22 protein-coding genes are annotated in these 25983 nt (G+C 72.2%); 10 read left to right on the forward strand and 12 right to left on the reverse strand.

Annotated features, from left to right (window positions below):
* Window positions 1-24 precede the first annotated feature (24 nt).
* The 3 genes from GGD89_RS11295 to GGD89_RS11305 all read left to right on the forward strand — a co-directional run bounded on the left by GGD89_RS11295 (window position 25) and on the right by GGD89_RS11305 (window position 3189).
* On the forward strand, window positions 25-864 hold the full coding sequence (locus GGD89_RS11295) for a protein phosphatase CheZ (RefSeq protein ID WP_246423046.1): 840 nt from the start codon (window positions 25-27) through the stop codon (window positions 862-864).
* Window positions 865-1136: 272 nt separating this feature from the next.
* Window positions 1137-2561 carry an SPOR domain-containing protein gene (locus GGD89_RS11300; RefSeq protein WP_184045279.1) on the forward strand — a complete coding sequence of 475 codons (1425 nt, stop codon included), beginning with the start codon at window positions 1137-1139 and terminating at the stop codon, window positions 2559-2561.
* Between the two features lie 139 nt (window positions 2562-2700).
* Window positions 2701-3189, forward strand: coding sequence for a LysM peptidoglycan-binding domain-containing protein (locus GGD89_RS11305; RefSeq protein ID WP_184045281.1), 489 nt, complete (start codon window positions 2701-2703; stop codon window positions 3187-3189).
* Between the two features lie 25 nt (window positions 3190-3214).
* Here the strand turns inward: GGD89_RS11305 and GGD89_RS20550 are convergent, their stop codons facing one another.
* The 3 genes from GGD89_RS20550 to rsmI form a co-directional block, all read right to left on the reverse strand.
* Window positions 3215-5284 (reverse strand): O-linked N-acetylglucosamine transferase family protein, encoded by a 2070-nt coding sequence (locus GGD89_RS20550; protein ID WP_184045283.1) that lies wholly within the window; start codon window positions 5282-5284, stop codon window positions 3215-3217.
* Window positions 5285-5471: 187 nt separating this feature from the next.
* Window positions 5472-5870 (reverse strand): YraN family protein, encoded by a 399-nt coding sequence (locus GGD89_RS11315; protein ID WP_184045285.1) that lies wholly within the window; start codon window positions 5868-5870, stop codon window positions 5472-5474.
* Entirely contained in the window at window positions 5867-6700 is an 834-nt protein-coding gene (gene rsmI, locus GGD89_RS11320; protein WP_343058585.1) for a 16S rRNA (cytidine(1402)-2'-O)-methyltransferase, read from the reverse strand. Before rsmI ends, GGD89_RS11315 begins: the two co-directional genes overlap by 4 nt.
* A gap of 289 nt (window positions 6701-6989) precedes the next feature.
* On the opposite strand from rsmI, the gene GGD89_RS11325 reads away from it, so the two are divergent.
* From GGD89_RS11325 to GGD89_RS11350, 6 genes are all read left to right on the forward strand, one after another.
* On the forward strand, window positions 6990-8291 hold the full coding sequence (locus GGD89_RS11325; protein ID WP_184045287.1) for an ABC transporter substrate-binding protein: 1302 nt from the start codon (window positions 6990-6992) through the stop codon (window positions 8289-8291).
* An 86-nt stretch (window positions 8292-8377) separates the two neighbouring features.
* Window positions 8378-9367 carry an ADP-glyceromanno-heptose 6-epimerase gene (gene rfaD, locus GGD89_RS11330; RefSeq protein WP_184045289.1) on the forward strand — a complete coding sequence of 330 codons (990 nt, stop codon included), beginning with the start codon at window positions 8378-8380 and terminating at the stop codon, window positions 9365-9367.
* Between the two features lie 260 nt (window positions 9368-9627).
* Window positions 9628-10803 carry an aspartate aminotransferase family protein gene (locus tag GGD89_RS11335; protein WP_246423047.1) on the forward strand — a complete coding sequence of 392 codons (1176 nt, stop codon included), beginning with the start codon at window positions 9628-9630 and terminating at the stop codon, window positions 10801-10803.
* A gap of 7 nt (window positions 10804-10810) precedes the next feature.
* Window positions 10811-11779, forward strand: a complete 969-nt coding sequence (gene argF, locus GGD89_RS11340) for an ornithine carbamoyltransferase (protein ID WP_425503036.1) — start codon at window positions 10811-10813, stop codon at window positions 11777-11779.
* 119 nt (window positions 11780-11898) lie between these two features.
* On the forward strand, window positions 11899-12909 hold the full coding sequence (hslO, locus tag GGD89_RS11345; RefSeq protein ID WP_184045293.1) for an Hsp33 family molecular chaperone HslO: 1011 nt from the start codon (window positions 11899-11901) through the stop codon (window positions 12907-12909).
* Window positions 12910-12971: 62 nt separating this feature from the next.
* Window positions 12972-13622, forward strand: coding sequence for a hypothetical protein (locus tag GGD89_RS11350; protein ID WP_184045295.1), 651 nt, complete (start codon window positions 12972-12974; stop codon window positions 13620-13622).
* 14 nt (window positions 13623-13636) lie between these two features.
* On the opposite strand, the gene GGD89_RS11355 is transcribed toward GGD89_RS11350, so the two are convergent.
* The 9 genes from GGD89_RS11355 to GGD89_RS11395 all read right to left on the reverse strand — a co-directional run bounded on the left by GGD89_RS11355 (window position 13637) and on the right by GGD89_RS11395 (window position 24457).
* A complete protein-coding gene (locus GGD89_RS11355; RefSeq protein WP_246423048.1) occupies window positions 13637-15481 on the reverse strand; it encodes a chloride channel protein in 1845 nt (614 codons plus the stop codon).
* Window positions 15482-15620: 139 nt separating this feature from the next.
* Window positions 15621-16667 (reverse strand): GGDEF domain-containing protein, encoded by a 1047-nt coding sequence (locus tag GGD89_RS11360; protein ID WP_184045297.1) that lies wholly within the window; start codon window positions 16665-16667, stop codon window positions 15621-15623.
* 596 nt (window positions 16668-17263) lie between these two features.
* Complete coding sequence (locus tag GGD89_RS11365) at window positions 17264-17797, reverse strand: pentapeptide repeat-containing protein (protein WP_184045299.1); 534 nt, start codon at window positions 17795-17797, stop codon at window positions 17264-17266.
* A gap of 7 nt (window positions 17798-17804) precedes the next feature.
* Window positions 17805-18902 (reverse strand): oligopeptide/dipeptide ABC transporter ATP-binding protein, encoded by a 1098-nt coding sequence (locus GGD89_RS11370; protein ID WP_184045301.1) that lies wholly within the window; start codon window positions 18900-18902, stop codon window positions 17805-17807.
* Window positions 18899-19891, reverse strand: a complete 993-nt coding sequence (locus tag GGD89_RS11375; protein WP_184045303.1) for an ABC transporter ATP-binding protein — start codon at window positions 19889-19891, stop codon at window positions 18899-18901. Before GGD89_RS11375 ends, GGD89_RS11370 begins: the two co-directional genes overlap by 4 nt.
* Before the next feature lie 3 nt (window positions 19892-19894).
* Window positions 19895-20752 carry an ABC transporter permease gene (locus GGD89_RS11380; protein ID WP_184045305.1) on the reverse strand — a complete coding sequence of 286 codons (858 nt, stop codon included), beginning with the start codon at window positions 20750-20752 and terminating at the stop codon, window positions 19895-19897.
* The gene (locus GGD89_RS11385) at window positions 20745-21710 is read right to left on the reverse strand and encodes an ABC transporter permease (protein ID WP_184045307.1); all 966 of its coding nucleotides are present in this window, start codon (window positions 21708-21710) and stop codon (window positions 20745-20747) included. The genes GGD89_RS11380 and GGD89_RS11385 overlap by 8 nt, the downstream gene beginning before the upstream one ends.
* Window positions 21711-21761: 51 nt before the next feature.
* Window positions 21762-23303, reverse strand: coding sequence for an ABC transporter substrate-binding protein (locus GGD89_RS11390; protein WP_184045309.1), 1542 nt, complete (start codon window positions 23301-23303; stop codon window positions 21762-21764).
* A gap of 59 nt (window positions 23304-23362) precedes the next feature.
* Window positions 23363-24457 (reverse strand): P1 family peptidase, encoded by a 1095-nt coding sequence (locus GGD89_RS11395; protein WP_184045311.1) that lies wholly within the window; start codon window positions 24455-24457, stop codon window positions 23363-23365.
* A 1031-nt stretch (window positions 24458-25488) separates the two neighbouring features.
* On the opposite strand from GGD89_RS11395, the gene GGD89_RS11400 reads away from it, so the two are divergent.
* A complete protein-coding gene (locus GGD89_RS11400; RefSeq protein ID WP_246423049.1) occupies window positions 25489-25872 on the forward strand; it encodes a helix-turn-helix domain-containing protein in 384 nt (127 codons plus the stop codon).
* Window positions 25873-25983: the final 111 nt, after the last annotated feature.

The following is a 25983-nucleotide window of genomic DNA, read 5'->3' on the forward strand; positions in this document are numbered from 1 at the left end:
TGGCGCCGACGGAGGTGGCAAGACATGGACAAGGCGCCGGACAGCGGACGGCGAGGACAGGAAAAGCGCACCTTTTCCATTGAGCGGCACATGCGGCGCGCCGATGGCTTGGGGCCGGCAATGGGTCTTGGCGCCCTGACCGAGGTCGGCGAACTGGGCACCCTGGTGGCGGATATTCGTGCCCTGCGGGAGGAGGTGCGGGCCCTGCGCGAGCAGATGGACGCGCGCGACCGCGAGGCGCCCGGGCCGGCGCCGGTCGAACCCCAGGCCGAGCCGACACCGGAGCCCGCGCCGGAACCCGCCCATCATCACGGGATGGCGCACGATGACGAGGAAGCCCAGCTTCTGCGCATCGAGGTGGCCCGCATGGTGCGGAGCCTGGCCACGGCCAAGCGCGAGATCGCCGAGATCAAGCATCCGATGGCCCAGGCCGACGATGATCGCATGGTCCGGGCCGCGAGCGAACTGGATGCCATCGTCGCCGCCACCGAGCGGGCCACCAACTCCATCATGGACGCCGCCGAGGCCATCACTGGCCACTGCGACGCCATGCTGACCGAGGTCGGCGACACCGACCTGCTGTCCCCGCGCTTGCATGACATGAGCAATCAGGCGGCTCTGATCTTCGAGGCGTGCAACTTCCAGGACATCACCGGTCAGCGCATCACCAAGGTGGTCAAGACCCTGGAGTTCATCGAGGACCGCATCCGCGCCATTGTCGAGGAGTGGGGCCGGGATGCCTTCCTCGACTTGCCGCTGCCCCAGGACGATGCGTCGGCCGACGAGGAAAGCCGGCTGCTGAACGGTCCGCAGCTTGAAAACCAGGGCCTCAGCCAGGACGACATCGATTCCCTGTTCGGATGACGCCGCCCATGACCCGATCGGATCGGGCCGGCTGTGATGCGTCGATTGAACAAGATTTGGTATAGGCTTGGCGAGACTGATCCATATGCACTATGATCCGCCCTGACCATTTCGGGTCTGGACGGGTGCCCGAAGGCGGGATCCGCGTTCGGGGATCATCGAGCATCACATCAACGGGCTGGAGCGTCGCGGGGGACATCGGGCCCGCGCGGGATGCTTGAGCGGGCGGCGCTTCGTGGCGGCGGGCGCCATGGCAGGAAGGGTGACGGCGGATGCGACACGCGCGCGGCATCAATACGCAGGGGGTGGGACCGTCGGCGCGGCCGGCGCGCCGGTCGATCGGACGGAAGGCGGTCACCATGGGGCTGGCGGTCACCGGGTCGCTGGTCCTCGGCGCCTGCGAGGGATCGGGCGACGCCGCCACGGACGGCGCCGAGGGTGCCTCGGCCGCGCCCGCGTCCGCCGTCTCGACGGTCACCGCCAGCAGCACGGCCCTGGGGCCGGCCCCCTTGCCGGTCTATTCCGTCGGCGACACCTATGTGTTCGACAGCCCGCGCGAGACCTGGACCATCACCCAGGTCACCGAGGAGAAGGTCGCCTGGGAAAGCGATCTGGGCGGCACCCGGCAGACCACGGTTGATCCGCTGCTGCCCAGCCTCCGATCGGCGGCGCCGGAGATCGGCGCGGTCACCCGGATCATCACCGAGAAACAGGGCGACCTCTGGCCGCTGGTGGTCGGCAACGAAACCACCTTCGTGGTCGCCGCCGGCATGGACCAGCCGCCCTACAGCCAGTCGCTGCGCTGGAGTTGCCGCGTGGTCGGCACCAATTTGGTGACCGTGCCGGCGGGCTCGTTCAACGCCTACAAGGTGGCGTGCGCGCGCTCGGATGGCCTGCGCCTGAACACCTATCACGCGCCGGCGGTGGGCTACTTCGTGCGGCGCGAGGTCAGCACGGCGGAGAACCAGGGGCAGGCGCGCTCCCTGGTGGCCTACAAGAACGGTACCGGCGATCGCCTGATCGCCGCTCGGCCGCCCGGACCGGCGGACATGAATCCGCTGAATACCGCGCCGAGGACGGCCGCCGAGGTGCGGCCGCTGGAGCCGATCGGGGGCGGGACGGGCGCCGGGGCGGCATCGGCGTCGTCGCCGGGTTCAGCCCCATCCCCGGCCCCATCCCCGGCGTTGGCGCCGTCCTCGTCGCCAGCCTCCGCCGACGGGGGACCGCGACCGCTGGTTCCGCCCCATGAGACGCCACCCCAGGGGACGCCACCCCAGGGGACGCAGCCCGCCGGTGAGGCGACCGCCTGGCCGGTGCAGCGGACACCGCGTCCGGCGGCCGACGCCGCGGCGCCGGCATCCACGCCGGGCGCGGCCATGGCGCCCGCGCCGTCCTCCCGCGTGGCCAGCGCGCCGGTGCCGGCCGCCGCCGGGGCGGGGGCCTGGTCCGGGGCTGGCGTCCGGCTGGCGTCCTTCGGCTCCGCCGCCGCCGCCGACTCCGGCTGGGCGACGTTCCGTGCCGCCTATCCGGGCCTGCTGGGGGCGCTGTCACCGCGTATCGAGCATGTCCAGATCGAGGGGCGCGGCACCTTCCATCGCCTCTACGCCGGTCCGTTCGCCACCAAGACCGAGGCCCGTGCACTGTGCGGTAAGATCAGCGAGATGGGGCAGACCTGCGACGTGCGGACCTTTAACTGATCAAGACGGGTAACTGATCAAGACGGGCAACGGCCGCGCGACGGGCGGTGTCGCGCGAACAGGGATGGGACCCAGCATGGCACGATGGGGGGGAACACGCCTCCGACGAAGCTCGTCGACGGCCACGGTCGGAACCGTGTTGGCCGCCGTCGCGGTGGTGGGGGTGTCGGTGATCGCCTGGCGTCAGGCGACCACCGTGGCGGATCTGCGGGCGACGCTGGAGAAAACCGAACGCGAGGCGGTGGCCTTGCGCGAGCAGGCGGATCTGCTGACCGAGGAGAACGCGGACCTGGCGCAGGCCCTTGATGGATCGCTGGACCTGAACGAGACCATCCAGGATCGGGCCGACGACACCGAGATCGAGCTGGATCGGCTCCGCGCGGCGCTTGAGCGCGTTCGCGCCGAGGCCGACGCGGCGCGCCAGACGCGGCTTCAGGTGCGCGAGGTGCGCGGCACCGCAGACTTTCCCATTGAACGCGCCATGGCCGAGGCCGGCGATACGGTGGCCGGTTTCGCCGCCCGCGAGGGCACGACCGAGGCCGTGGTGCGGGCCTTGAACCCCTGGCTGGACGGGGCCGACTCGCTGTCCGCCTGGCAGACCTTGTGGGTGCCCAAGACGGACCCGTGAAAACGGTTGGCGCCGGCGGGGGGCGTCAGGACGGATCGGGGCCGGGCCAGGCCCAGGCGCCCGACCCGGGTGGACGGCCGGCGCGATGGTCGGCCCACAGCCCGGTGCAGGCGTCGTCCAGTTGGCGGGCGAAGGATTCGGGGTCGAGGCAGGGCAGGGCGGCCACCCGACCGCGCAACGTGGCGCGGATATCCGTCAGGGTAGCGGTGTCCCGGGCCGCCGCGATCGCGCGGGCGACATAGGCGTCGGGCGTGGTCGTGATCCAGTCGGCCAGTCCGGCGCGCGTCAGGTGCGAGACCGCGTGCCGGCCGCACAGCGGCGCGCCGGCCAGGGCCACCACCGGCACCCCCATCCACAGGCTTTCCAGGACCGTGAGGCCGCCCGACCAGGGATCGCTGTCGAGCGCGATGTCGACCCGGGTATAAAGGTCCATCATGCCGGCGCGGTCCCGGCCGCCCTCCAGCCGCACCCGGTTCGGCGGCAGGCCCTGGCGGGTGAGCCGGCGGACCAGGACGTCGCGCAGGCCGGGCCGGTCGAGGGCCCGGGCCTGGATCAGCAGCCGCGCCGACGGCAGGGCCGCCAGGATCCGTCCCCAGCGGGCCAGCAGCGGGTCGTGGAGCTTGTCCAGGCGATTGAACGACCCGAAGGTGACGGCGCCGTGGGGATCCCTCAGGCAGGGCGGCGGGCCGGGGGGTGGCGCGGCGTCCGGAGGCGCGAACAGGTAGGCGCCGTGGGGCAGGCAGACCGGAGACTCGGCGAGGCCGTCGCGGGCCGCGCGGTCCGGTACGTGAAAGCGGTCCGTGAACACCGCGTCCAGGCCGGTCAGGCCGATGCTGGCGAAGACGTCACCCCACAGGGCCTGCACCGGTGCCTGACGCTCGGCCAATGCCTCCAGCGCCTGGGGGAGCGTGGTCGGCGTCACCAGGATCAGAACGTCCGGCGCCAGGGCGGCCAGGGCGGCGCGCAGGGCCGGCGCGGTGCGCGCGGGCACGCCGCGCACGTGGTCGACGGGCAGGTCCGGCGGCAGGGGGGGCGCGGGCTGGTCGGGGGGCGTGGTGTGAAGCACGCTCACCCGGGCGTGTCGCGCCGCCGCCACCGCCGCATGGGCCAGCATCGCCGGCAGGGCCAGGGCCGCCACCTGGGGCCGCGTCAGGTCCCCCAGGTACACCAGATGTCGGGGAGCCTGGGGCAGGGCGGCGGCCTCGGCCGGGTGTGGCGGGCGCCACGCGCCGGTGGCGGGCGCCCAGGCATCGCGTTCGGTCCGCACGGCCTCGGGCGTCAGGCCGGGGGCGTGGTGCAGCACCGACAGCAGGTCGCCCACATGGGCCGGCGCGTGGCGGATGGCGGGGGGGACCGCCAGCATGAGCGCGGCGGCGGCGTCGGCCTCGCCCTCCGACAGGCGCAGCCGCGCCAGCCCCAGGCGCGCCGCCGGCAGGTCCGGGCGCAACTGGAGGGCGCGGGCAAAGGCGGTCTCGGCGCCGGCGCCGTCCCGGTGGCGTTGGGCGATCAGGCCCAGGGTGGTGAGGGCATCGGCATAGGCCGGAGCCAGCGCGAGGGCGAGCGTGGTCTGTCGGGTGGCCTCGGCGGCGCGTCCGGCGCGCAGCGCCAGCAGCGCCCGCGCGTGGCACAGGGTGGGGTCCCGGGCGTCCGGGGGCGCCGCCCGCGACGCGGCCTCGGCGGCCGTCGTGTCGCCGTCGGCCAGCCGCCGCATCACCAGCGCGCCGTGCCCGCGTGGATCGGTGGGGCACCAGCGCGCCCAGGCGGCGGCGATGCGCCCGGCGCCCATCGCATCCCCGTCGGCCTCGGCCCGTGCCAGATCCTGGGCGAACAAGGTCGCCAGTGGCAGGTCGGGGGCCCGGGCCAGCGCCGGGTCCAGGGTCAGCGCGCGGGTGAGCAGGCGCAGTCCGTCGATCGGCCGGCCGCGCGCGCGCACCAGCAGGCCCAGGTTGCGCAGGCTGTTGGCGTGGTGCGGCAACAGGTGGAGGACCCGACGAAAGGCGTCCTCGGCGGCGGCGTGCCGCCCGGCCTGGAGATGGGTGACCGCCGCCATGAACCACTGGCGCGCCGCCGGCTCGCCGGCCGCGCCGGGGGGCACGGGGACTGGGACGGGGACTGGGGATGTGGGGGACGTCACGAACCCTCCCGGTCTGATCGAACCGGCCCACCATACCCGCGCCCGACGTGGCGGGCCAGGGACCCGGGGCTGGCGCGGGAACGGGCGATCGCGGCGGAACGGCCGCCGGTTGCGACGATGGTCCGCGTCCATCCCTGTCCGGCCTTCATCATGCCTCGGGCTCCGGCCGCCAGGCGTCGGGTACATGCACGGGGGCGCCGTCCGCCGGTACGGCGACGACATCGAAGCGCACGCCGTCCGCGCCGTGGTCCGGGTGGGCGGCCAGCCAGGCTTCGGCGGCCGTCGCCAGCCGCCGGCGCTGCGCCGGTGTGACGGCGGCCAGGGCCGCCGCCGCGCTGGGCCGGGCCTTCACCTCCACGAACACCAGCACCGGGCCGTCCTGGGCGATCAGGTCGATCTCGCCCACGCCCCGCCCCCGTTGGCCGGGCGCGCGCCGGGCCAGCACGGTCCAGCCCCGCGCCTCCAGCCATGCCGCCGCGTCGTCCTCGGCGGCGCGGCCGGCGCGGTCGGCCGCCCGGCGGGCGGCGGCGGGGCGCGACCGGCTCATGAGTCCGGCTCCCCGGTGTCCAGGGCCAGGGCCCGGCGATACAGATCGCGCCGGGGCACGCCGGTCTCGGCCGCCACCCGCGCGGCGGCCTCCTTCACGCGCAGGCCCTCGGCCAGGGCGGCGCGCAGGCGGTCGTCCTGGTCGTCCTCGGAGGGCGGGCCGGCGGCGACGTCGCTGGCCGGGGGACCGATGACCAGCACCACCTCGCCCCGGGGCGGACCGGCCTCGGCATAGTGCGCGGCCAGGGCGGGCAGGCGGTCGCGGCGGATCTCCTCGTACAGCTTGGTCAGTTCCCGGCACACGGCGGCGGGGCGGTCCCCCAGGGTCTCGGCCGCCGCCATCAGGGAGGCGGGCAGGCGCCGCGCGCTCTCGAACAGCACCAGGGTGGCCGGGATCGGCGCCAGCTCGGCCAGGAAGCGGCGACGGGCGCCGTCCTTGGACGGCGGAAACCCGGCGAACAGGAAGCGGTCCGAGGGCAGGCCGGAGGCCACCAGGGCCGCCAGCGGCGCCGACGCGCCGGGGATCGGCACCACCGGATACCCGGCCTCGATGACCGCGCCCACCAGCCGGTAGCCCGGGTCGCTCACCAGCGGCGTTCCGGCGTCCGACACCAGGGCGACGGCCTGGCCGTCCGCCAGCCGGGCCAGCACCTGGGGGCGCTGGCGGGCGGCGTTGTGCTCGTGATAGGGCATCAGCGGCGTGGCGATGCCCAGGCGCGCCATCAGGGATCCGGTCACCCGCGTGTCCTCGCAGGCGATCACCGCCGCGCTCCGCAGCACCGACAGCGCCCGTGGGGTGATGTCGCCGGTGTTGCCGATGGGGGTGGCCACCACGTACAGGCCGGGCGGGAGCGGGTTGGCCGCGCCATGTTTACTTGCCGAATCCGGGTCGCTAGGCTGTCGGATCGTCGTCACCCCTGTTGCTGGCGGTGGATCGCGGGCGGCCCGGGGGCGATCCCGGGGCGGCCCGGCGTCGCGAGGTCGCCGTGCCTGAAAATCGCCATGTGCCCATGGCCGGGTGGAGATGGGGGCCGGACTCGGCCCGACGGACCGACCCACGGTCTCGCGCGTGGGCCGTCGGCATGATCGTTTGGCATGAGTGTATCGAGGAGAGCGGCCGGTGAGTCCACGCCCGATGTCGTCGCGCGCGTCCCAGCGCGTGAAATCCCCCGGCGCCCTGGCGGTGCTGGTCGGCCTGGCGGGCCTGCTGCTGGCCGCCTGCGCGCCGGCCGGGTCGCCGATGCCGTCGCGGGGCACCCTGGATCCTCCGGCGCCACGGCTTCAGCCGGCGCCACAGGCCCAGCGCGCGCCCCTGAGCCCGGATCCGAACATGCCCTTGTCCGGCGGGCTGACTCCGTACGGGCAGACCGGATACGGGAGTATTGGCGGTCGCGGTGACATGGTGCGCGTGGGCTTGCTGGTGCCGCTGTCGGGTCCGGCGGCTCCGGTTGGTCAGGGCATCCTGAACGCGGCCCAGATGGCCGCCTTCGATGTCGCCGACGAGCGGTTCGTGCTGCAACCGTACGACACCAGGGGAACGCCGGCCGGCGCGGCGGCGGCCGCGCGCGCGGCCCTCGGCCAGGGTGCCCGGGTGCTGCTGGGACCGGTGTTCAGCGGGGGCACCCGGGCCGCCGCCCCGGTGGCCGCCAGCGCCGGGGTCAACCTGGTGGCGTTCACCACAGATCCCGCCGTGGCCGGCGGCAACGTGTTCGTGATGGGCTTCCTGGTGCGCGAGCAGGTGGCCCGCATGGTGCAGTTCGCCATGGGCGAGGGCCGCACCCGCTTCGGCGCCCTGGCGCCCGACGAGACCTATGGCCGGGTGGCCACCCAGGCGCTCCGCCAGCAGGTGGCGGCGCGCGGCGTCGCCCTGGTGGACAGTCGCGTGTACGCCGCGGACGCGGCCGACGTGCGCGGGCCGGCCCAGGCCCTGCGGGGCGCCGAGGCGATCCTGATCCCCGATACCGGCGACGGCCTGCGCGCCGCCGTCAACGCCCTGGCCTATGTGGACATCGACGCCGACCGGGTGCGCTACATGGGAACCATGTTGTGGGACGACCCGCGCCTGTGGCGGGAAAGCGCGCTGGCCGGCGGCGTGTTTCCGGCGCCGCCGCGCAACACCGTGCAGGGGTTCGCGGCCAAGTACCAGGACGCTTTCGGTACCGCGCCGCCGGACCTGGCCAGCCTGGGGTATGATGCCGTGGCGCTGGCCGCCGTGCTGGCGCGGGTGCCCGGCGGGCCACGGTTCGACCGGGCCATGCTGACCGACGCGGCCGGCTTCAGCGGCGTCGCCGGCATCTTCCGCTTCCGTCCCGACGGGACCGTGGAGCGCGGCCTGTCGGTCATGGAAATCCAGGCCGACGGCAACGTGCTGGAGGTCGCGCCGGCGCCCATCGGCTTCACCGGCGGCAGCGCCGGCTTCTGATGTCCGTCGTCCCCGGATCCGGCGCGCCGGGCCCGGGGACAGACGCAACCCGTTCAGGGGACCATACTCAGGGGACCACACCAGGCATGTACATCGTCACCGGCGGCGCCGGCTTCATCGGGTCCAACATCGTCGCCGCCCTGGAGGATCGGGGCGTCGGCCCCATCGTGGTCTGCGACCGCCTGCGCGCGGGCGCCAAGTGGCGCAACATCGCCGGGCGGGCGGTGCACGACGTGGTGCGGCCGGAGGCCCTGCTGGACTACCTGGACCATCACCGGGGCGCCATTCAGGCCATCATCCACATGGGCGCCATCTCGGCGACCACGGAAACCGACGCCGACCTGATCGTGGAGACCAACTTTCGCCTGTCCCTGGACCTGTGGAAATGGTGCGCCCACCATCACACGCGGCTGATCTACGCCAGTTCCGCCGCCACCTACGGCGACGGCACGGCCGGCTTCGACGACGACTTCTCGGCCGAGGCCCTGGCGCGGCTGCGGCCCTTGAACGCCTACGGCTGGTCCAAGCACCTGTTCGACCGACGGATTCGCGCCGACCTGGACCAGGGGCGGGTGGCGCCGCCGCAGTGGGTGGGGCTCAAGTTCTTCAACGTCTACGGCCCCAACGAGTACCACAAGGGCGGGCAGAGCAGCGTGGTGGCCCAGATCCATCCGGTGGCCGCGCGGGGAGAGGCGTTCTCGCTGTTCCGTTCGCATCGGCCGGACGTTCCCGACGGAGGCCAGACCCGCGATTTCGTATGGGTGGGTGACGTGGTGGACGTGATCCTCTGGCTGCTGGACGCGCCCAAGGTGAGCGGCCTGTTCAACCTGGGCACCGGCCAGGCGCGGAGCTTCCTGGACCTGGCCACGGCGGTCTATCGCGCCCTGGACCAGGACCCCCGACTGACGTGGCGCGACACGCCGGAGGCCATCCGCGACAAGTACCAGTACTTCACCGAGGCCCGCATGGAGCGCCTGCGCGCCGCCGGCTATGATCGTCCCTTCACGTCGCTGGAAGACGGCGTCGGCCGCTATGTGCGCGACTTCCTGAACAACACCGACCATCCGTATCGGTGACGGGGCCTCGCCGGCGCGGCGTCGACCGCCGGACGCCGGGCGGCACGCCGCGCCTCGGCTGGTGCCGTAACCCCACGGCGTTATCCCAGGACGTTACCCTGAAACAATGATCCGAACGCGTTGACAAGGCCCCGTCACCCCGTCAAAATCCCGCCTTTCCGGGCCGTGCGCGACCAGCGTGCGGCTCGTTGGTTTTCCGCCCTCCGGACGTCGTCGTCAGTCGGCCCTTCGGTGGGTGACGAGCAAAGAGAGGGCGGCGGATGACCATGCCGTCGGTGATGCGCAATTACGCCCGGTACGACGTGGCGTTCGAGAGCGGTGACGGCGTCTGGCTGACCACCACGGACGGGCGCCGCGTGCTCGACTTCGGGGCCGGCATCGCCGTCTCGGCCCTGGGTCACGCCCACCCGCGCCTGGTGGCCGCCCTGACCGAGCAGGCGGGCAAGCTGTGGCACACCTCCAACCTGTACCGCGTGCCGGGACAGGAGCGGGTGGCCGATACCCTGGTGGCCGCCACCTTCGCCGATTCGGTGATGTTCTGCAGCACCGGCCTGGAAGCCAACGAGGCGGCGCTGAAAATGGCGCGCAAGGTGTTCCATGACGCCGGCCAGCCCGAGCGGGACCGGTTCGTGGTCACCGAGGGCGCCTTTCACGGGCGGTCGTTCGCCTCCATCGCGGCCGGCGGCAACCCCAAGCACATGACCGGCTTCGGCCAGCCCATGGACGCCTTCGACCGGGTCGCCTTCGGCAATCTGAACGAGACCCGCCAGGCGGTGACCGAGCGCACCTGCGCCGTGCTGCTGGAGCCCGTGCAGGGCGAGGGCGGCATCCGCCCGCCGCCCGACGGGTATCTCCAGGGCCTGCGGGCCATGTGCGACGAATTCGGCCTGCTGCTGATCCTGGACGAGGTCCAGACCGGCATCGGCCGCACCGGCGCCCTGTTCGCGCATCAGCATGCCGGCATCACGCCGGACATCCTGACCGCCGCCAAGGGGCTCGGCGGTGGCTTCCCCGTGGGGGCCGTGCTGGCCACCGAGCGCTGCGCGGCCGCCTTTTCCCCCGGTGTGCACGGCACCACCTTCGGGGGCAACCCCCTGGCCATGGCGGTCGCCGAGGCGGTGCTGTCCGAGGTGCTGGCGCCGGGCTTCCTGGACCGCGTGCGGCGCGTGGGCGCCGACCTGGGCGCGGGCCTCGGGCGGCTGGCGGCGGACTATCCGGGCGTGCTGGACGGCGCGCGCGGCCTTGGCCTGATGTGGGGCCTGACGTGTCGGGTTCCCAACGGCGACCTGATCGCCGCCTGCCTGGACCAGGACCTGCTGCTGGTGCCAGCCGCCGACAACGTGGCGCGCGTTCTGCCGCCGCTGATCATTGACTCCGCCGAGGTGGACACGGCCCTAGAGAGGCTGCGGGCCGCCTGCGAGACACTGGCGATCTGACATGACCATGACCTCCCCCACCCCAGCCGCCGGCGTTCCGCCGAGCGGCGGCCTCCCCCGCCATTTCCTCGACCTGGATCAGGTGGAGGGCGAAACCCTGACCGGGATTCTCGACCTGTCCCGCCGGCTGAAGGCGGGCGGCGCCGAAACGGTGCTGGGCCGTGCCCGTCCCCTGGAAGGCCGTGTTCTGGCCCTGATCTTCGAGAAGAACTCGACCCGAACCCGGGTGTCGTTCGAGGTGGCCATGCGCCAGCTGGGCGGCGACGTGCTGGTGATGGACGCCAGCACGAGCCAGATCGACCGCGGCGAGACCATGGCCGATACCGCCCGCGTGTTGTCGCGCTATGTGGACGCCATCATGTTCCGCACCCGGGAGCCGGAGCGGCTGGCGGAAATGGTCGCGCATGCCACGGTGCCGGTGATCAATGGCCTGACCGACGTGGCCCATCCGTGCCAGTTGATGGCCGATGTCATGACCCTTCAGGAACACAAGGGCGATGACCTGAGCCGGCGGGTGGTGGCCTGGAGCGGGGACGGCAACAACGTCGCCAACACCTGGGTGAAGGCGGCGGCCCGCTTCGGGTTCGAACTGCGGCTGGCCTGTCCCGAGGAGCTGCGCGTGGATCCCGACGTGGTCGGCTGGGCGCGGGCCAGCGGCGCCCGGGTGGTCGAGGGCACCGATCCCGAGGCGCTGGTGGACGGCGTCGACTGCGTGGTGACCGATACCTGGGTGTCCATGGGGGACGAGGAGCGGGAGGTGGCCAACCGCCACAACCTCCTGCGCCGCTATCAGGTCAACGAGGCCCTGATGGCGCGCGCGGCGCCGGACGCGCTGTTCATGCACTGCCTGCCCGCGCATCGGGGCGAGGAGGTGACGGATGCCGTCATCGACGGCCCCCGGTCGGCGGTCTGGGACGAGGCCGAGAACCGCCTCCACGCGCAGAAGGGCATCCTGGCCTGGTGCCTGGGCGCCTGAGCCGACGCCGCGAGACCGTGACGGGACCGGGCCGGCCCCCCGCGACCGATGGGGGAACCGTCGATCGGGCGGGGTCCGCGCGTCGATGGCGGGCCACGTCAACACCGAACGGATAGACCATGACCCCCTGGGACGATTCCATGTACGGGTTCCACCTGGACGGCGGCGCCCTGCGCGGGCGTCTGGTGCGTCTGGGCGCGGCGCTCGACGATCTGCTGGGCTGGCAGGATCAGCCGCCGCTGGTGAAGACGATGCTGGGCGAGATGGCGGTGCTGGCCGCCGCCCTGGCCGGTGGCCTGAAGTACGACGGCGTCTTCACCTTGCAGACCAGCGGTGACGGTCCGGTGTCCACCCTGATGGCCGACGTCACCAGCACCGGCGACGTGCGCGCCGTGGCCCGGGTGGACCGCGACCGCCTGGACGCGGTGCTGCGGGCCGCCGGGCGCGATCCGGACGACGCGTCGTTGGACGGGGTCGGCCTGCGGGCGCTGCTGGGACGGGGCCATCTGGCCTTCACCGTGGACCAGGGACCGGGCACCGAGCGCTACCAGGGCATCACGGCGCTGGTGGACGGTGGCCTGACCGACTGCGTCGCCCACTACTTCGAACAGTCCGAGCAGTTGCCCACGGTGCTGCGGACCGCCGCCCTGCGGACGCCGGGCGCGGATCAGGGCGCCCGGGACGGAGATGGGGAGGGCGGCTGGCGGGCCGGCTGTGTGCTGGTGCAGCGCATGCCGGCGGACGCCGGGGGCCGCGACGATGCCAAGGCGCTGGATGCCTGGGAGACGGCCGGCGTGCTGCTGGGGACCCTGGGCGCCGGTGAACTGCTGGACCCGGCCCTGTCGGTGGACCGTATCGTTCATCGCCTGTTCCACGGCGAGCGCCTGGTGCCTGGCGAGACGCGTCCGCTCCGGTTCGGGTGTCGGTGTTCACGCGAAAAGGTGGAAGCGGTGCTGTCCCAGTTCTCGCCGTCCGACGCGGCGGGCATGCTTCAGGACGATGGGCTTGCGCGGGTGACTTGCCAATTCTGCGGTGCACACTATACCTTTTCGATCCAGGATCTGGATGCCCTGACCGGACAGGGCGACCCGGGACGGTCCGGCGACGGCGACGCGTCGGGTCCGGCCTGAGGGATCTATCTCGTCCGGACGGGGCCAGTCCGGGCTCTGGCGACAGACACGGAGGCAACATCATGGGCGCTGCGACGCGACGGTCCGTGATGCGGGCAACCCTGGGCCTGTGCGGTGTTTCACTGCTGGGGGTGGGAGCCTGCACGCAACCCCCCATGCGACCCACCTTTCCCGACCTTCGCTTTTCCCACAAGCAGCCCTTCCTGTTCCGGGCGCGGCGCGTGGAGGTACAATCCCGGTATCGTCGTCCAGGCGGTCCGCCGCATGTCGAACACCTGTTGCCGCTGGCGCCCGACCGCGCCGCCGGGCTGTGGGCGGAGGATCGCTTGCAGGCCAACGGGGAGGGTGAGGTTCTGGTGCGGTTCACCGTTCACGACGCCAGCGTCGTGGAAAAGCGGCTGACGGTGGAACGTGGCCTGCGCGGCCTGCTGAAGACCGAGCAGGCGCAAAGCTACTACGCCCAACTGGAGGCCACGGTCGAACTGGTGGACGATGTCACCGGCGTGTCGCTGGGCGAGGCCAACGCCAAGGTCTGGCGCAGCCAGACGGTGCCCGAGGACGCCACCATGAACGAGCGTGACGAAACGTGGTTCGCCCTGGTCGAAACCCTGATCGGCGCGTTCGATACCACCATGTCGGCCCGGATCGCCGCCCATCTGGGGGATCACCTGGTCTCGGCGCCGGATGTGGACTGGGGACCGTCGCGCTCGTAGCCGGCGCGAGCGGCCTACCGCGACGGATCGCCCCGGTCCTCGGCGCGCAACTGGGTCAGCGCGCGGGCGTGGGCCTGCATCAGCGCCCGGTCGCTCACGACGCCCGCCAGCATCATGGAGTCCCGGTCCCGCACCACCGACATGTGCGGGTCGCGCAGGTCCTCCAGGCGGCCCAGGGCGTCGTCCAGGGTTTCCGACAACTCCAGGACCGGCGGGTCGGTCATGGCCAGGTCCAGCGCGGTGCGCTCGGCATGCTCCTCGCGGTTGAACAGCGCCTCGGCCACGTCCGTCAGCACAATGGAGCCCAGCAGTCGCCCCGCCGGGTCCACCACGCACAGCGGGCGGCCATCGCTGGCACGGAACGCTTGCGCCACGTCGGCCAGGCTGGCGCCGGCCAGCACCGTGGGCGGATGCCGGTCGATCAGGTCACGGACCCGCACGTCGCGCAGCACGAGCCGCTGCCGGTCGGTGTCCACGTCCAGGCCGCGCCGCGCCAGTTGCCAGTGAAACACCGAGCGGTGCCCGGTCAGGGCCTGGGCCATGGTGGTGGCCATCACCACCGCGATCATCACGGCGATGGTCAGGGCGTAGTTGGCGGTCAGTTCGAAGATGATCAGGCTGGTGGAGATCGGCGCGCCCAGCACCGCCGCCGCCGCCGCCCCCATGCCGGCGATGGCGTAGGCGCCGGCCCCCGAGGACAGGTCCGGAAACACGCCCGAGGCCACCAGGCCGAAGGCGCAGCCGGCCACCGCCCCCAGGGTCAGCGACGGGCTGAACACGCCGCCGCCGAAACCCAGGCCCAGGCACAGGGCCGTGGCCAGCAGCTTGACGAGGGTGATGGCAACGGCGGCATCCAGCAGCAGGTCGCCGTTCAGCGCCTGGTCGGTGACCTCGTAGCCGACGCCCAGGATTTCCGGCCAGTGCAGCGCCAGTCCCCCCACCAGCAGCCCGGCCAGGGCCGGGCGTGCCCAGGACGGGCCGGGCAGGCGCGGCGCCGCGTAGCCGACCGCCATCATGCCGCCCATGAACAGCGCCGCCAGCACGCCGCTTATCAGGCCCAGCACGGCAAAGGCGGGAAACTCAAGGAAACTGGTCAGGATCAGGTCGTCCGGGAGGATGAAGGCCGGCGCGTCGCCGAACCAGAGGCGCGAGATCACGGTGGCGGTCACGCTGGAGATGACCACCGGCGCGAAGGCGCTGGCGGCGTAGTGCCCCACCACCACCTCGTGGGCGAACAGGGCGCCGGCGATGGGGGCGTTGAACGAGGCCGCGACCGCCGCCCCGGCGCCGCAGCCCAGCAGGGTGCGCGATCCGGTGTGGCCAAGGCGGGTCAGGCGGGCGATCGCCGCGCCCAGGGTGGCGCCCAGGTGCACCGCCGGACCCTCGCGGCCCACCGACGCCCCCACGCCCAGCGACACCAGGCTGCCCAGCGCCGCCACCAGCCCGCGGCCCAGCGGCATGCGCCCGCCGCGCAGCATGGCGGCCTCCAGGACATGGGAGACGGTTTCCGGGCGCCCGTCCGGCATCAGCGCCCGGTGCAGCAGGCCCACCGCCAGGCCGCCGACCACCAGCGGCAGGATCACCGCCCACCAGGGCAGGCCGGCGGCGACGGTGGCCAGCTGCGTGTGGTCCTCGGCCCCGAACGACAGGGCCTGGACCAGGGCGATACCCTCGCGGAACAGGATGATCCCGCCCCCGGTCAGCAGCCCGACCAGGATGGCCAGCGCCCCCATGCGCACCGACGTGGCCCGGGCGACGTGGCGCGGATCCAGGCGCGCCAGGCGGCGCATCACCTGGGCGCGCACGCGACGACCGAGAGGTGGGCGGCGGGGGACGGGCGAGGGGTCGGGCGGGGCCATGGGGCGGGCGGTCCGGAGGCGCGAGGCTGGTGGGGCCGAGACGGCATGGCACGGACTCAACCGTAACGGGATGCCCGCTCGTCCTGGCCAGCGTCGAAGGACGGTGTCCGCCCGTGATGCGCCATCCGGACCCCGGGCGTCAACAGGCGGTCATGTCCAGGTCCGATTGCGAGACCACGCGGTTGCGCCCGGTCCGCTTGGCCAGGTAGAGGGCCTTGTCGGCGCGCTGGATCAGAGTGGCCATGGGTTCGGCCAGGGCGAACTCGGACACGCCGATGGACAACGTGATGCGCCCCAACTCCGTGCCCAGGCGGCGGTTGGTGATGCGCCTGTTGGCCACGGTGGTGCGGACGCGATCGCCGATGTCCACCGCTTCCTTGAGCGGCGTGTCGGGGAGAATCACGGCGAACTCCTCGCCGCCGTAGCGGGCCACGACATCGTCGGGACGGACGCAGGTCTCGACCGTGCGGGCCACCAGCTTCAGCACCTGGTCGCCCATCTGGTGGCCGTGGGTGTCGTTGAACTGCTTGAACCGGTCGATGTCCAGCATCAGCAGGCAGAGATGGGTGCCGTGGGTTTCCGCGTCCTCGGCCGCGATGCGCAACACCCGATCGAACATTTTGCGGTTGGCGATGCCGGTCAGGCCGTCCGTGCGGGCTTCCTGCCAAACCTTGTCCAGGTCGTCGTGCAGGCGATGGATTTCCTGGGCCGAGCGGGACAGTTCCGTGCCCATCTTGCGATTGACGCGAATCATCTTCTGGGTCTCGGAGACCAGCACGCCGATGATGTCCTGAACGGACTCATCGTCGGCGCCGTCCACGCGGCCCGACAGGTTGGCCAGCGTCGCGCCATAGGATTCGGTGCCCCGGCTGGCGGCGCCGATCATGAGCAGCAGCTTTTCCAGGGTGTGTTCGATGCGCTCGCCGGCGTCGGCCAGGGTCCGGCTTTCGTCGGATGTTCCGATGAAGCGGTCGTGCAGGCTCTTGCTGATCTCGGGACTGAAATCGGCCCCCAGATCCAGAAGGCGATTGATCTCGCGGCTCAGGTCCGGCAAGCGGTTCGAGTGATGGATGTACCAGACCGTGAAGTTGTTCGGATGGGGCGAGATTCCCAGACGGGCCATGGATTCCATGGCCTGTTGCGCCGCCGCCAGGGCCTGGACCCGGGTCTCCGCGTACTCGATCATGCCGGTGTCCGTCCCCCGTCCTGACCGTGCGTCATAGCCGTCACCGGGATCGGTCCGGTGAGCCCGACAGTCATGGAGCCTCGGTGTGCGGTATGGACGAGTGCCCCCCGACCGCACCTGGACTTTAGCCATACACCATGTTGGAAGGGGACGCCAAGCGTGGTGGTGGATCGGGCAAGGTCTTGGCGCCGACGCCATGGCAAAACCGCGCCCGTTCTTCCGATCGAGGACCGGTGTGTCGTCCCGATGTCTCGGGATGAGGCGTGCGGGCTTTTGACGGCATCGGCCAGGCGGAGCCCCGTCTCCCCGGGGTCAAGGGACACGGACGTGATCAACGGCGACGTGAGCCGGTGGCGGCGACTCCCCGGACAGCGTCGCGGCCTTGAGCCACCCGTGTCTGAGGACATGACCGGCGCCGTCCGGCGGATGAGGCACGCTCACCCGCGGACGGTGTCATACCAACGGTCATTGAGAATGACCGTTGCAGTCCGTGGCCGGTGCCGCCCCGGCACCGCTTTGCGGTGCCAAGATCTGGACCATCCGGGCGCCTGCAAGGCGCCCGGGGGCGGATGAGTCACACTCATCCGCCACTGGTATCAGTTGCACTGACCGATGGACTCCTCGGCGCAGACACGCTGCCCGTCCGTCCAGGTCGCGCCGGACAGGTCGGCGCGCAGCAGGTCGGCCAGATCCAGATTCGCCCCGGACAGGTCGGCGCCCCGCAGGATGGCGCGGAACAGGCGCGCCCGGCGCAGGTCGGTGTCGCGCAGAATGGCCCCCGACAGATCGGCCTTGGTGAAGTCGGCCTCGGCCATGTCGGCGCCGCTGAGGTCGGCGTCGCGCAGGTCGGCGCTGACGAAGCGGGCGCGGAAGCCCTGGGTGTCGCGCAGGTCGGCGCCGTTCAGCACGGCCCGCTGGAAGGAGGTGTCGCGCAGCGTGGCGCCGCGCAGCGTCGCGCCTTCCAGGTTGCGACCGTCGTGGTAGCAGCGCCGCCAGACCACACCCTCGGCCGCCACGTCGGTGCAGGCGGCCAGGGCCGGCGGCACCACGACCAGGAGGCCGAACAGGATCGTCAGGGCAAGGGCGGCGAGGGCGGGGGCGGAACGGCCCGGGTGCGGAGACTGGCTCATGATGGGATCAAGGTAAGGAGTCGCGGGCGCCGGGGGAAGGGGGTGTGTGGTCTCGCGTGACATGGTCCGGCGCGCGCGAGGGGGCGGCGGCGGCCAGAAGGTCCTCGGCCCGGTGGCAGGCCACGCGCCGCTCGCCCGTTCCCGGGCCGGTCAGGGATCGCGCGACCGGCGCCGCGACCGCGCAACGATCCACCGACCAGGGGCAGCGGGCGCGATAGATGCAGCCGCCGATGTCGTCCACGTGTCCCTCGGGCGGGGGCGGGGCGGCCGGGTGATGGCGCCGCCGGGTGCGGCCCTCCCATGCGGCCTCCAGGCGCGGCACGGCGGCCAGCAGCGCCGCCGTGTGCGGATGGGCGGGACGGGCGAGCACGTCCAGGGTCGCCCCGGTCTCCACCACGTGGCCATGCACCATGACCATCACGCGATCCGTCACGTGACGCACGACGTCCAGGTCGTGGCTTATGAACAGGACGGCCAGCCCGCGCCGGCGCCGCAGGTCCAGGATCAGGTTGAGCACCTGGGCCTGAACCGACACGTCCAGGGCGGAGACCGGCTCGTCGGCCACCACCAGGTCGGGGGCGGTGACCAGGGCGCGGGCGATGGCGATGCGCTGGCGTTGGCCGCCCGAGAACTGGTGGGGATAGCGATCCAGCGCGTCGGCCTCCAGCCCGACGGCCGCCAGGGCCTCGGCGGCGCGGACGCGGCGATGATGGCGCGCCACCTCCGGCGCCAGCCCCACCAGGGGCTCGGCGACGATGCGGGCGACGGTCCAGCGGGGGTCCAGGGATCCCATGGGGTCCTGGAACACCATCTGCACCCGGCGGCGCACCTGGCGCAGCGCTGCACCGGTGGCCGCGTTGGGATCGGTGCCGGCGATCCGGACCACGCCGGCGTGGGGGCGCTCCAGCGCCGTGACCAGCCGGGCCAGGGTGGACTTGCCGCAGCCCGACTCGCCCACGACGCCCAGGCTTTCGCCCCGGTCCAGGGTCAGGGAGATATCGCGCACGGCCACGCGCGTCCGGCGGCGCGCCAGGGGGTGCGGCCGGGGCAGGGGATAGCGGTGGGTCAGGGCGTGGGCGTCCAGCAAGGGGGCGGTGTCGCTCATGGCGCGACGCTCCCCGTCGGGTCGGGGCGCTCGTGGGGATGGTGGCAGGCGACCGCCTGGTCCGAGGTGTCGGGGCGCAGGGCAGGCGTCGTCGCGCAGGCGGCATCGGCGCGCGGGCAGCGGTCGGCGAAGGCGCAGCCGGATGGGCGGCGGTCGGGCGCCGGCACCACCCCGGGGATGGCCGCCAGCGGCGCGCCCGGCGCGCCGCGTCCGCGCGGAATGGCGCCCATGAGACCCCGGGTGTAGGGATGGCGGGGCGCCGCCAGCACCCGCGCGGTCGGCCCGGACTCCACCACCCGGCCGGCGTACATGACCGCCAGGCGCGGCGCCGTCTCGGCGATCACGCCCAGGTCGTGGGAGATCATCAGCAGGGCCATGGTCCGTTCGGCCACCAGATCGTTGATCAGGTCCAGGATCAGCGCCTGAGTGGCCACATCGAGCGCCGTGGTGGGCTCGTCGGCGATCAGCAGCTCGGGGCCGCAGGCGACGGCGATGGCGATGACCACCCGCTGCCGCTGACCGCCCGACAACTGGTGAGGATAGAGCCCCGGGGGGAAGCGCCCCGGATCCAGGCCGACCCGGTCGAGCACCGCCCGGGCATGCGCGCGGGCCTGGCGGCGGGTCAGCCCCAGGTGGCGGCGCGGTCCCTCGGCCACCTGGGATCCGATGGTGCGCACCGGATTGAGGGCCGTCATGGGCTCCTGGAAGATCATCGCCAGCCGCCGGCCGCGCAGCCCGCACAGGCGCGGCTCCGATGCCGTGACCAGATCCTCGCCATCAAGCGTGAGGCGCCCGCGTGCCCGCAGGCCCGGCGGCAGCAGGCCCATGGCGGCCAGCGCGGTCATCGACTTGCCACAGCCGCTTTCGCCCACCAGACCCAGGGACTGGCCCCGCTCCAGGGTCAGTGACAGCCCGTCCACCAGGGCCAGCCGGGCGGCGCCGGGGCCGGCGATCTCCACCCGCAGGTCGGTGATGTCCAGGAGGGCCATGGCTCAGGCGTCCTCTCGCGGGCGCCCCAGGCGCGGGTCCAGCCGATCGCGGAGCGCGTCGCCCAGCAGGTTCAGCCCCAGCACCGTGACCACGATCGCCAGTCCGGGCAGCAGCGCCAGGCGCGGCGCCAGGAACAGGAAGGTCTGGGATTCGTTGAGCATGCGCCCCCAACTGATGTCCGGTGGCTGGCTGCCCAGGCCCAGGTAGCTCAACCCGGCCTCGGCCAGGATGGCCAGGGCGACCTGAATGGTACCCTGCACGATCAGCGTGCCGCCGATGTTGGGCAGCACATGGTCCAGGGAGATCCGCACCCGCCCCCGTCCGGCCAGCCGCGCCGCCTGTATGAACGGGCGGGTCCAGATCCCCAGCGCCGCGCCCCGGGTGACGCGGGCGAACACCGGGATGTTGAACAACGCGATGGCCAGGATGGCGTTCACCGCGCCCGGCCCCAGAAGGGCGGTGATCAGAACCGCCGTCAGCAGCACCGGGAAGGCGAAGGCCAGATCGTTGAAGCGCATCACCGCCTCGTCCACCCAGCCGCGCCGGGCGGCCGCCAGCAGGCCCAGTGGCACCCCCAGCCCGGCGCCCAGGCCGACGGCGATGAGCGACACGGCGATGGAGACCCGCGCCCCGGCCATCAGCTGCGACAGCGTGTCGCGGCCGAAGTGATCGGTGCCCAGCGGGTGCGTGGCCGACGGGCCGCGCAGTTTCTCGGCCACGGCCATCACACTGGGGTCGTGCGGTGTCCACACCAGCGACAGCGCCGCCGTCGCCAGCACGGCAAGCGCGACGGCGGCCCCGAACCATCCGGCCGGCCCCAGGCCCCGGCGCCGGTCGCGCCGCTCCGGCGGTTCACGCATCGCGGCCCCCGGCGCCGCCCTGGCGCAGGCGCGGGTCGAGCACGGCGTACGACAGGTCCACCAGGAAGTTGACCACGCCCACGGTGGCCGCCAGCAGCACCACCAGGTCGCGCACGACCACCAGGTCGCGCTGGCCGATGGCCTGGACGATCAGGCGGCCGACTCCGGGCAGCGTGAACACGGTTTCGATGATGATGGTGCCGGCCAGCAGAAAGGAGAACTGGAGGCCCATGATGGTGACCACCGGGATCAGGGCATTGCGCAGGCCATGGCGCCACAGGGCCTCGGCGTGGCTGAGGCCCTTGGCGCGGGCGGTGCGCATGTAGTCCTCGCCCAGCACCTCCAGCACCGCCGATCGGGTCACCCGCGCCAGGATGGCCGCCTGCGGCAGCGCCAGGGCCACGGTGGGCAGCGCCAGCGCCGCCAGCGCCGGTCCCGCGCCGGCCTCCCATCCCGGGAAGCCGCCCGCCGGCAGCCAGCGCAGGCCGACCGCGAACACCAGCACCAGCAGCAGGCCCAGCCAGAAGTTGGGCACGGCCACACCCAGTTGGCTCAGGCCCATGACGGCGGTGTCCGTGGCCCGCCCGCGCCGGGCGGCGGCCAGCACCCCCAGGGGCACGGCCAGCGCGACCGCCAGGGTCAGCGCCATGAGAGCCAGCGGGCCGCTGACCGCCAGTCGGGGGGCCAGCAGGGCGAGCACCGGGACGTCATAGGTCAGGCTGTTGGCCAGGTGGCCGGTCATCAGGCCGCCCACCCAGTCCAGGTACCGCTCCCAGGCGGGTCGGTCGAGGCCCATGCTCGCCCGCAGCGCCGCCAGCGTGTCCTCGCGCGCGCCCGTGCCCAGGATCAGCAGCGCCGGATCGCCGGGCAGCACCTCCAGGACGCAGAAAACCACCAGCGAGGCGGCGAGCAGCGTGATCGCCAGGGCCATTGCCCGCCGGGCCAGGAACCATGCCATGGTCGGGACCGCCTGGAGTGATGGACGCGGACGGGATGTCCGGGACCCCGCCTATTCGGTCCAGGACACGCCGGTGAGGTCATTGGCCTGAATCGGGCTGTTTGTCCAGAGGCCACGCAGGCGCGCGTCCCAGACGCCGGTCTTGGGCAACTGGAACAGGAAGCCGTTGACCGCGTCCTCGGCCAGCAGGCGCTGGGCCCGGCCGTACAGCGCGGCGCGGGCCGCCGTGTCCGTGGTCACCCTCAGGTCGGCCATGACGGCCTCGAAATCGGGGTTTTCGTAGCCGAAGTAGTAGTCGTCGCCGCGTTCGTAGATGTCGATGTCCAGCGGCTCGGTGTGCGAGACGATGGACAGGTCGTAGTCGTGGCCCCGAAACACTTGGTCCAGCCATTGTGCCCACTCGACCGGGATGACCTTGGCGGTGATCCCCACCTCCGCCAGTTGGGCGGCGATGATCTCGCCGCCGCGCCGGGCATAGGACGGCGGTGGCAGGTGGAGGGTCAGGGTCAGTGATCCCGGCGCGATCCCGGCCTCGGCCAGCAGGGCCTTGGCCCGCTCCGGATCATGGGCGGACAGGCTGGTGAGGTCCACGGCGGCCGGGTGGTGCGGGGCGAAGTGGCTGCCGATGGGCGTGCCGTACCCGAACATGGCGCCGTCGATGAGGGCGCGCCGGTCGATGGCGTGGGCGATGGCCCGGCGCACCCGGATGTCGTCGAGAGGCGGCCGGCGATGGTTCATCGCCAGGATGGTCTCGCCCTCGGTGGTGCCCACGGACACGGTGAAGCGCGGATCGGCCTCCAGCGCGGGCAGGCTCTCGGGGGCCGGCATGTTGGGGAAGGCGTCCACGTCGCCGGCCATCAGCCCGGCCACGGCGGCCGCGGGATCGGGGATGAAGCGGACGGTGGCGGCCTTCAGCGCCGGGGCCTCGCCCCAGTAGTCGGGGAAGGCGTCCAGCTCCACGCGGTCGCCCTGGACCCAGCGCACGAACCGGAAGGGCCCGGTGCCGACGGGCGCGGTCCGGTTGGTGTCGGCGCTTTCGGGCGCCACCATCACCGCGTCGCCCCAGCCCAGGTTGAAGGGCAGGAGGGCCTGCGGATGGGACAACGCGACGATCAGGGTGTAGCCGTCCAGGGCGACGGCGCTGTCGATGGCCGCGAACAGGCCCTTCTGGGCGTTGACGCTGTCGGTGTCGATGGCGCGCTGGAGACTGAAGACGGCGTCGTCGGCGGTGAAGGCGGTGCCGTCGTGGAACAGGACGTCCCGGCGCAGATGAAAGGTGTAGACCAGACCGTCGTCGCTGACGTCCCAGCGTTGCGCCAGGCCGGGCAGCACGGTGCCGTCATGGGCGATGCGCGTCAGGCCCTCGAACACATTGGCATAGACCACCTCGTCGATGGCCCCGGCGGCGCCGGCGGTCGGGTCCAGGTGGGGCGGCTCCAGCACCATGCCCAACACGATGCTGTCGGGGGGGGCGGCCCGCGCCGGGCGCGGGTCGGCCAGGGTGGCCGTGACGGTGCAGGCGGCGGCAACGACCAGGGCGACGAGCGCGCTGCCGAGGTTGCGCGCGGTCGGGCGCGACGCGGTCGGACTCATGATTCCCCCCCCCGTACCAGTGCAGGTTTATTGCCGGCGACTGTACGGGCGGCGCGTCGTTACGGCAAGCCGAAGCGCTCCCGATATCCGGTCAGGGTTCCCAGGGTTCTGGCCTCGTAGACGCCCCGGGCGATGGCGCGGGCCACGCAGTCGGCCGCCGCCAGCCCGCAGCGGGCCAGGGTGGCGAGGGGATCACGGCCCGGATCGTTGGCGGTCAGGGGCACGCGGCCGGTGGCCAGCGCGAACACGGTGTCGCCATCCAGGGGCGAGTGCGCCGGACGCAGCGCGCGGGCCAGGCCGTCCTGGGCCATGATCGCGATCCGCCCGGCCTGGGCCTTGGTCAGGCGCAGGTCGGTGGCCACGACCACCAGGGTTGTATTGGCCCGGCTGGGTGGGGCGAAAGCGAAATCGGCGGGGCCGGGCGCGGGGGTGTCCGGCGTGGGCCGGGCGCGGGGCCCCAGTTCGTCGCCCACCGCCCACGGCCAGGCCCAGAAGGCGGGGCCGTCACCCATCAGGGCGCTTCCCTGGCTGTTGACCGCCGCCAGCGCGCCCACGGTGAAGGGCGCGTCGCCGGCTGCGGAACCCGGCATCACCAGCGAGGCTCCACCAAGGCCTCCTTTCAAATCCCCCGACGTGGCGCCGAACCCGGCTCCGGCGTTGCCCAGGGCATGGGCCGGCCCGGCCTCCATGGCGTTTTCGCAGGCCGCCCGGCCCAGCGCGCGGTAGGGCGGGGTGTCTCCCCATGCCTTGTCGCCGCCGTTCTGCAAGTCGAACAGGATCGCGGACGGCACGATGGGCACGATGGCCTGGCCGACCGGGAAGCCGATGCCGCGCGCCGCCAGCCAGGTGGTCACGCCGGCCGCCGCCTCCAGCCCGAAGGCCGAGCCGCCGGACAGCACCAGGGCGTGGATGGCCTCGACCGTGTTGACGGGATCCAGCAGGTCGGTTTCGCGCGTCCCCGGGCCGCCGCCGCGCTGGTCCACGGCCGCCACCGCCGGGGCGTCGGGCAGGACCACGGTGACCCCGGTGCGCGCCGCCGGATCCTCGGCCTGGCCGACACCCAGGCCTGGGACGTCGGTGATGCGGTTGCCGGGTCCGGGCGTGGGCCGGCGATCGGGCGCGGGATCCGATGACCCGATTCGGGATGGGGACATGCACGGTCTCCGATCGTGGCGGGGTGGGCCGAGTCCACGCGATAAGGACACCGGAGGGGGCGCCCGGCAAGGAAAAGCGGCCGACTCCGTGGGGTCCGATCCTTCGGTCCGGCCCGGGCTGTGATGGTCATCGTGGCGCGGTGCTTGAGATCGTGCTCTGTATAATAGAAACTCGCAATTATGTTTCCTGGTTGAATCGTTCTTATGGCGCCATTTTGGTGTATACCATGACACCATATTCTGATCACGAGATGGCGGTATAAGCATGCCTTGGCCCCCCATGCGTGGACACGCGGGCCCACCTGTCTGGATAGCCCGCGATCGCGGTGACATGCAATTTGCGAACACGGATGACCTGTTCACGGCGGCGGGCGCCCTGGATGGGCGGTCCGGAGGGGCGCATCGCGTGTGCGGGCCGGCGGAGGAGCCGTGATGATGGGCCGAGTCAAGACCGTTGGCCCCGGCCCGGACATGGCCATCGCCGGGCCGTCCGTCACAACGGATGCCGTCGGGGTTCGCGGTCCGCTCCGATTGGTTGGCACGGCGTGTGCTTGGTACCCAGCAAGTCCTGGTAAGCGATGGTTTGTCATCCTAGGTCGTGAGTATAAAAGGCCATCGCGAAAGAGGTGCGGCAACACTGGCGCTGACGAGGTCCTGTCGGGCCTGTGACTGTATGCGTGTGTCGTTAGCACCGCCCAATACAGCCTTAAGGAGAAAACAAAGGACAGAGAGGTTCCGGTCAGTGAAGAGACCGTAACGGTTGAGCGAGTCAGGGGGTTGGACTAACCGATAAATCGGTTCTTCAAACCCGGCGCGCCAACCCCGTGCATTAAGTGCTTGCGACTGCCGGTCGCGTTGCGTTCTAAATGAGGATGACGGCTGTACCGGGACCAACCCCAGGACAGCTGTCCCTGAAGCAGGAAGAAGGATATTCCGATATGATGACTACCGAAGAGGTACGTGAAGGACGTCGGCGTCGTGCCGCGTCCATCGATGGTCCCGATCCTATTGATATTCACGTTGGACAGCGTATGCGCCTTCGTCGCACTATGCTGGGCAAGAGTCAGGACCAGATGGCGCGTGCATTGGGCGTCAGCTTCCAGCAGGTGCAGAAGTATGAGCGGGGCACAAACCGCATCAGCGCGAGCCGTTTGTTTGACGTCTCCCGGTTTCTCAATGTGCCCGTCAGCTACTTCTTTGAAGACCTGACCGAGGACGCCGTCGCGGCTCGCGACGAGGAAGTCAAGGTCACCTTCGCCAATGCCAGTGACCCGATCCCGGGGATCGAGGACGATCCCATGAAGCGGACCGAGTCCCTGGAGTTGATCCAGACCTACTGGCGTCTGCCCACCGACACGGTGCGCGGCCGGGTGCTGGAAATGCTCAAGAGCTTGGTGCGCAGCTCCGCCGAGTAACCACCGAACTCCATTATCCCGCTGACCGCCGTGCCCCAGCCAAATCGCTAGGGCACGGCGGCGCGTGGGCCTCCTGTGGGGGGCACTCCCTGGGATACAGCGCCCCTGGGA

The organism is Roseospira visakhapatnamensis, from assembly GCF_014197915.1.
GTDB lineage: Bacteria > Pseudomonadota > Alphaproteobacteria > Rhodospirillales > Rhodospirillaceae > Rhodospira > Rhodospira visakhapatnamensis.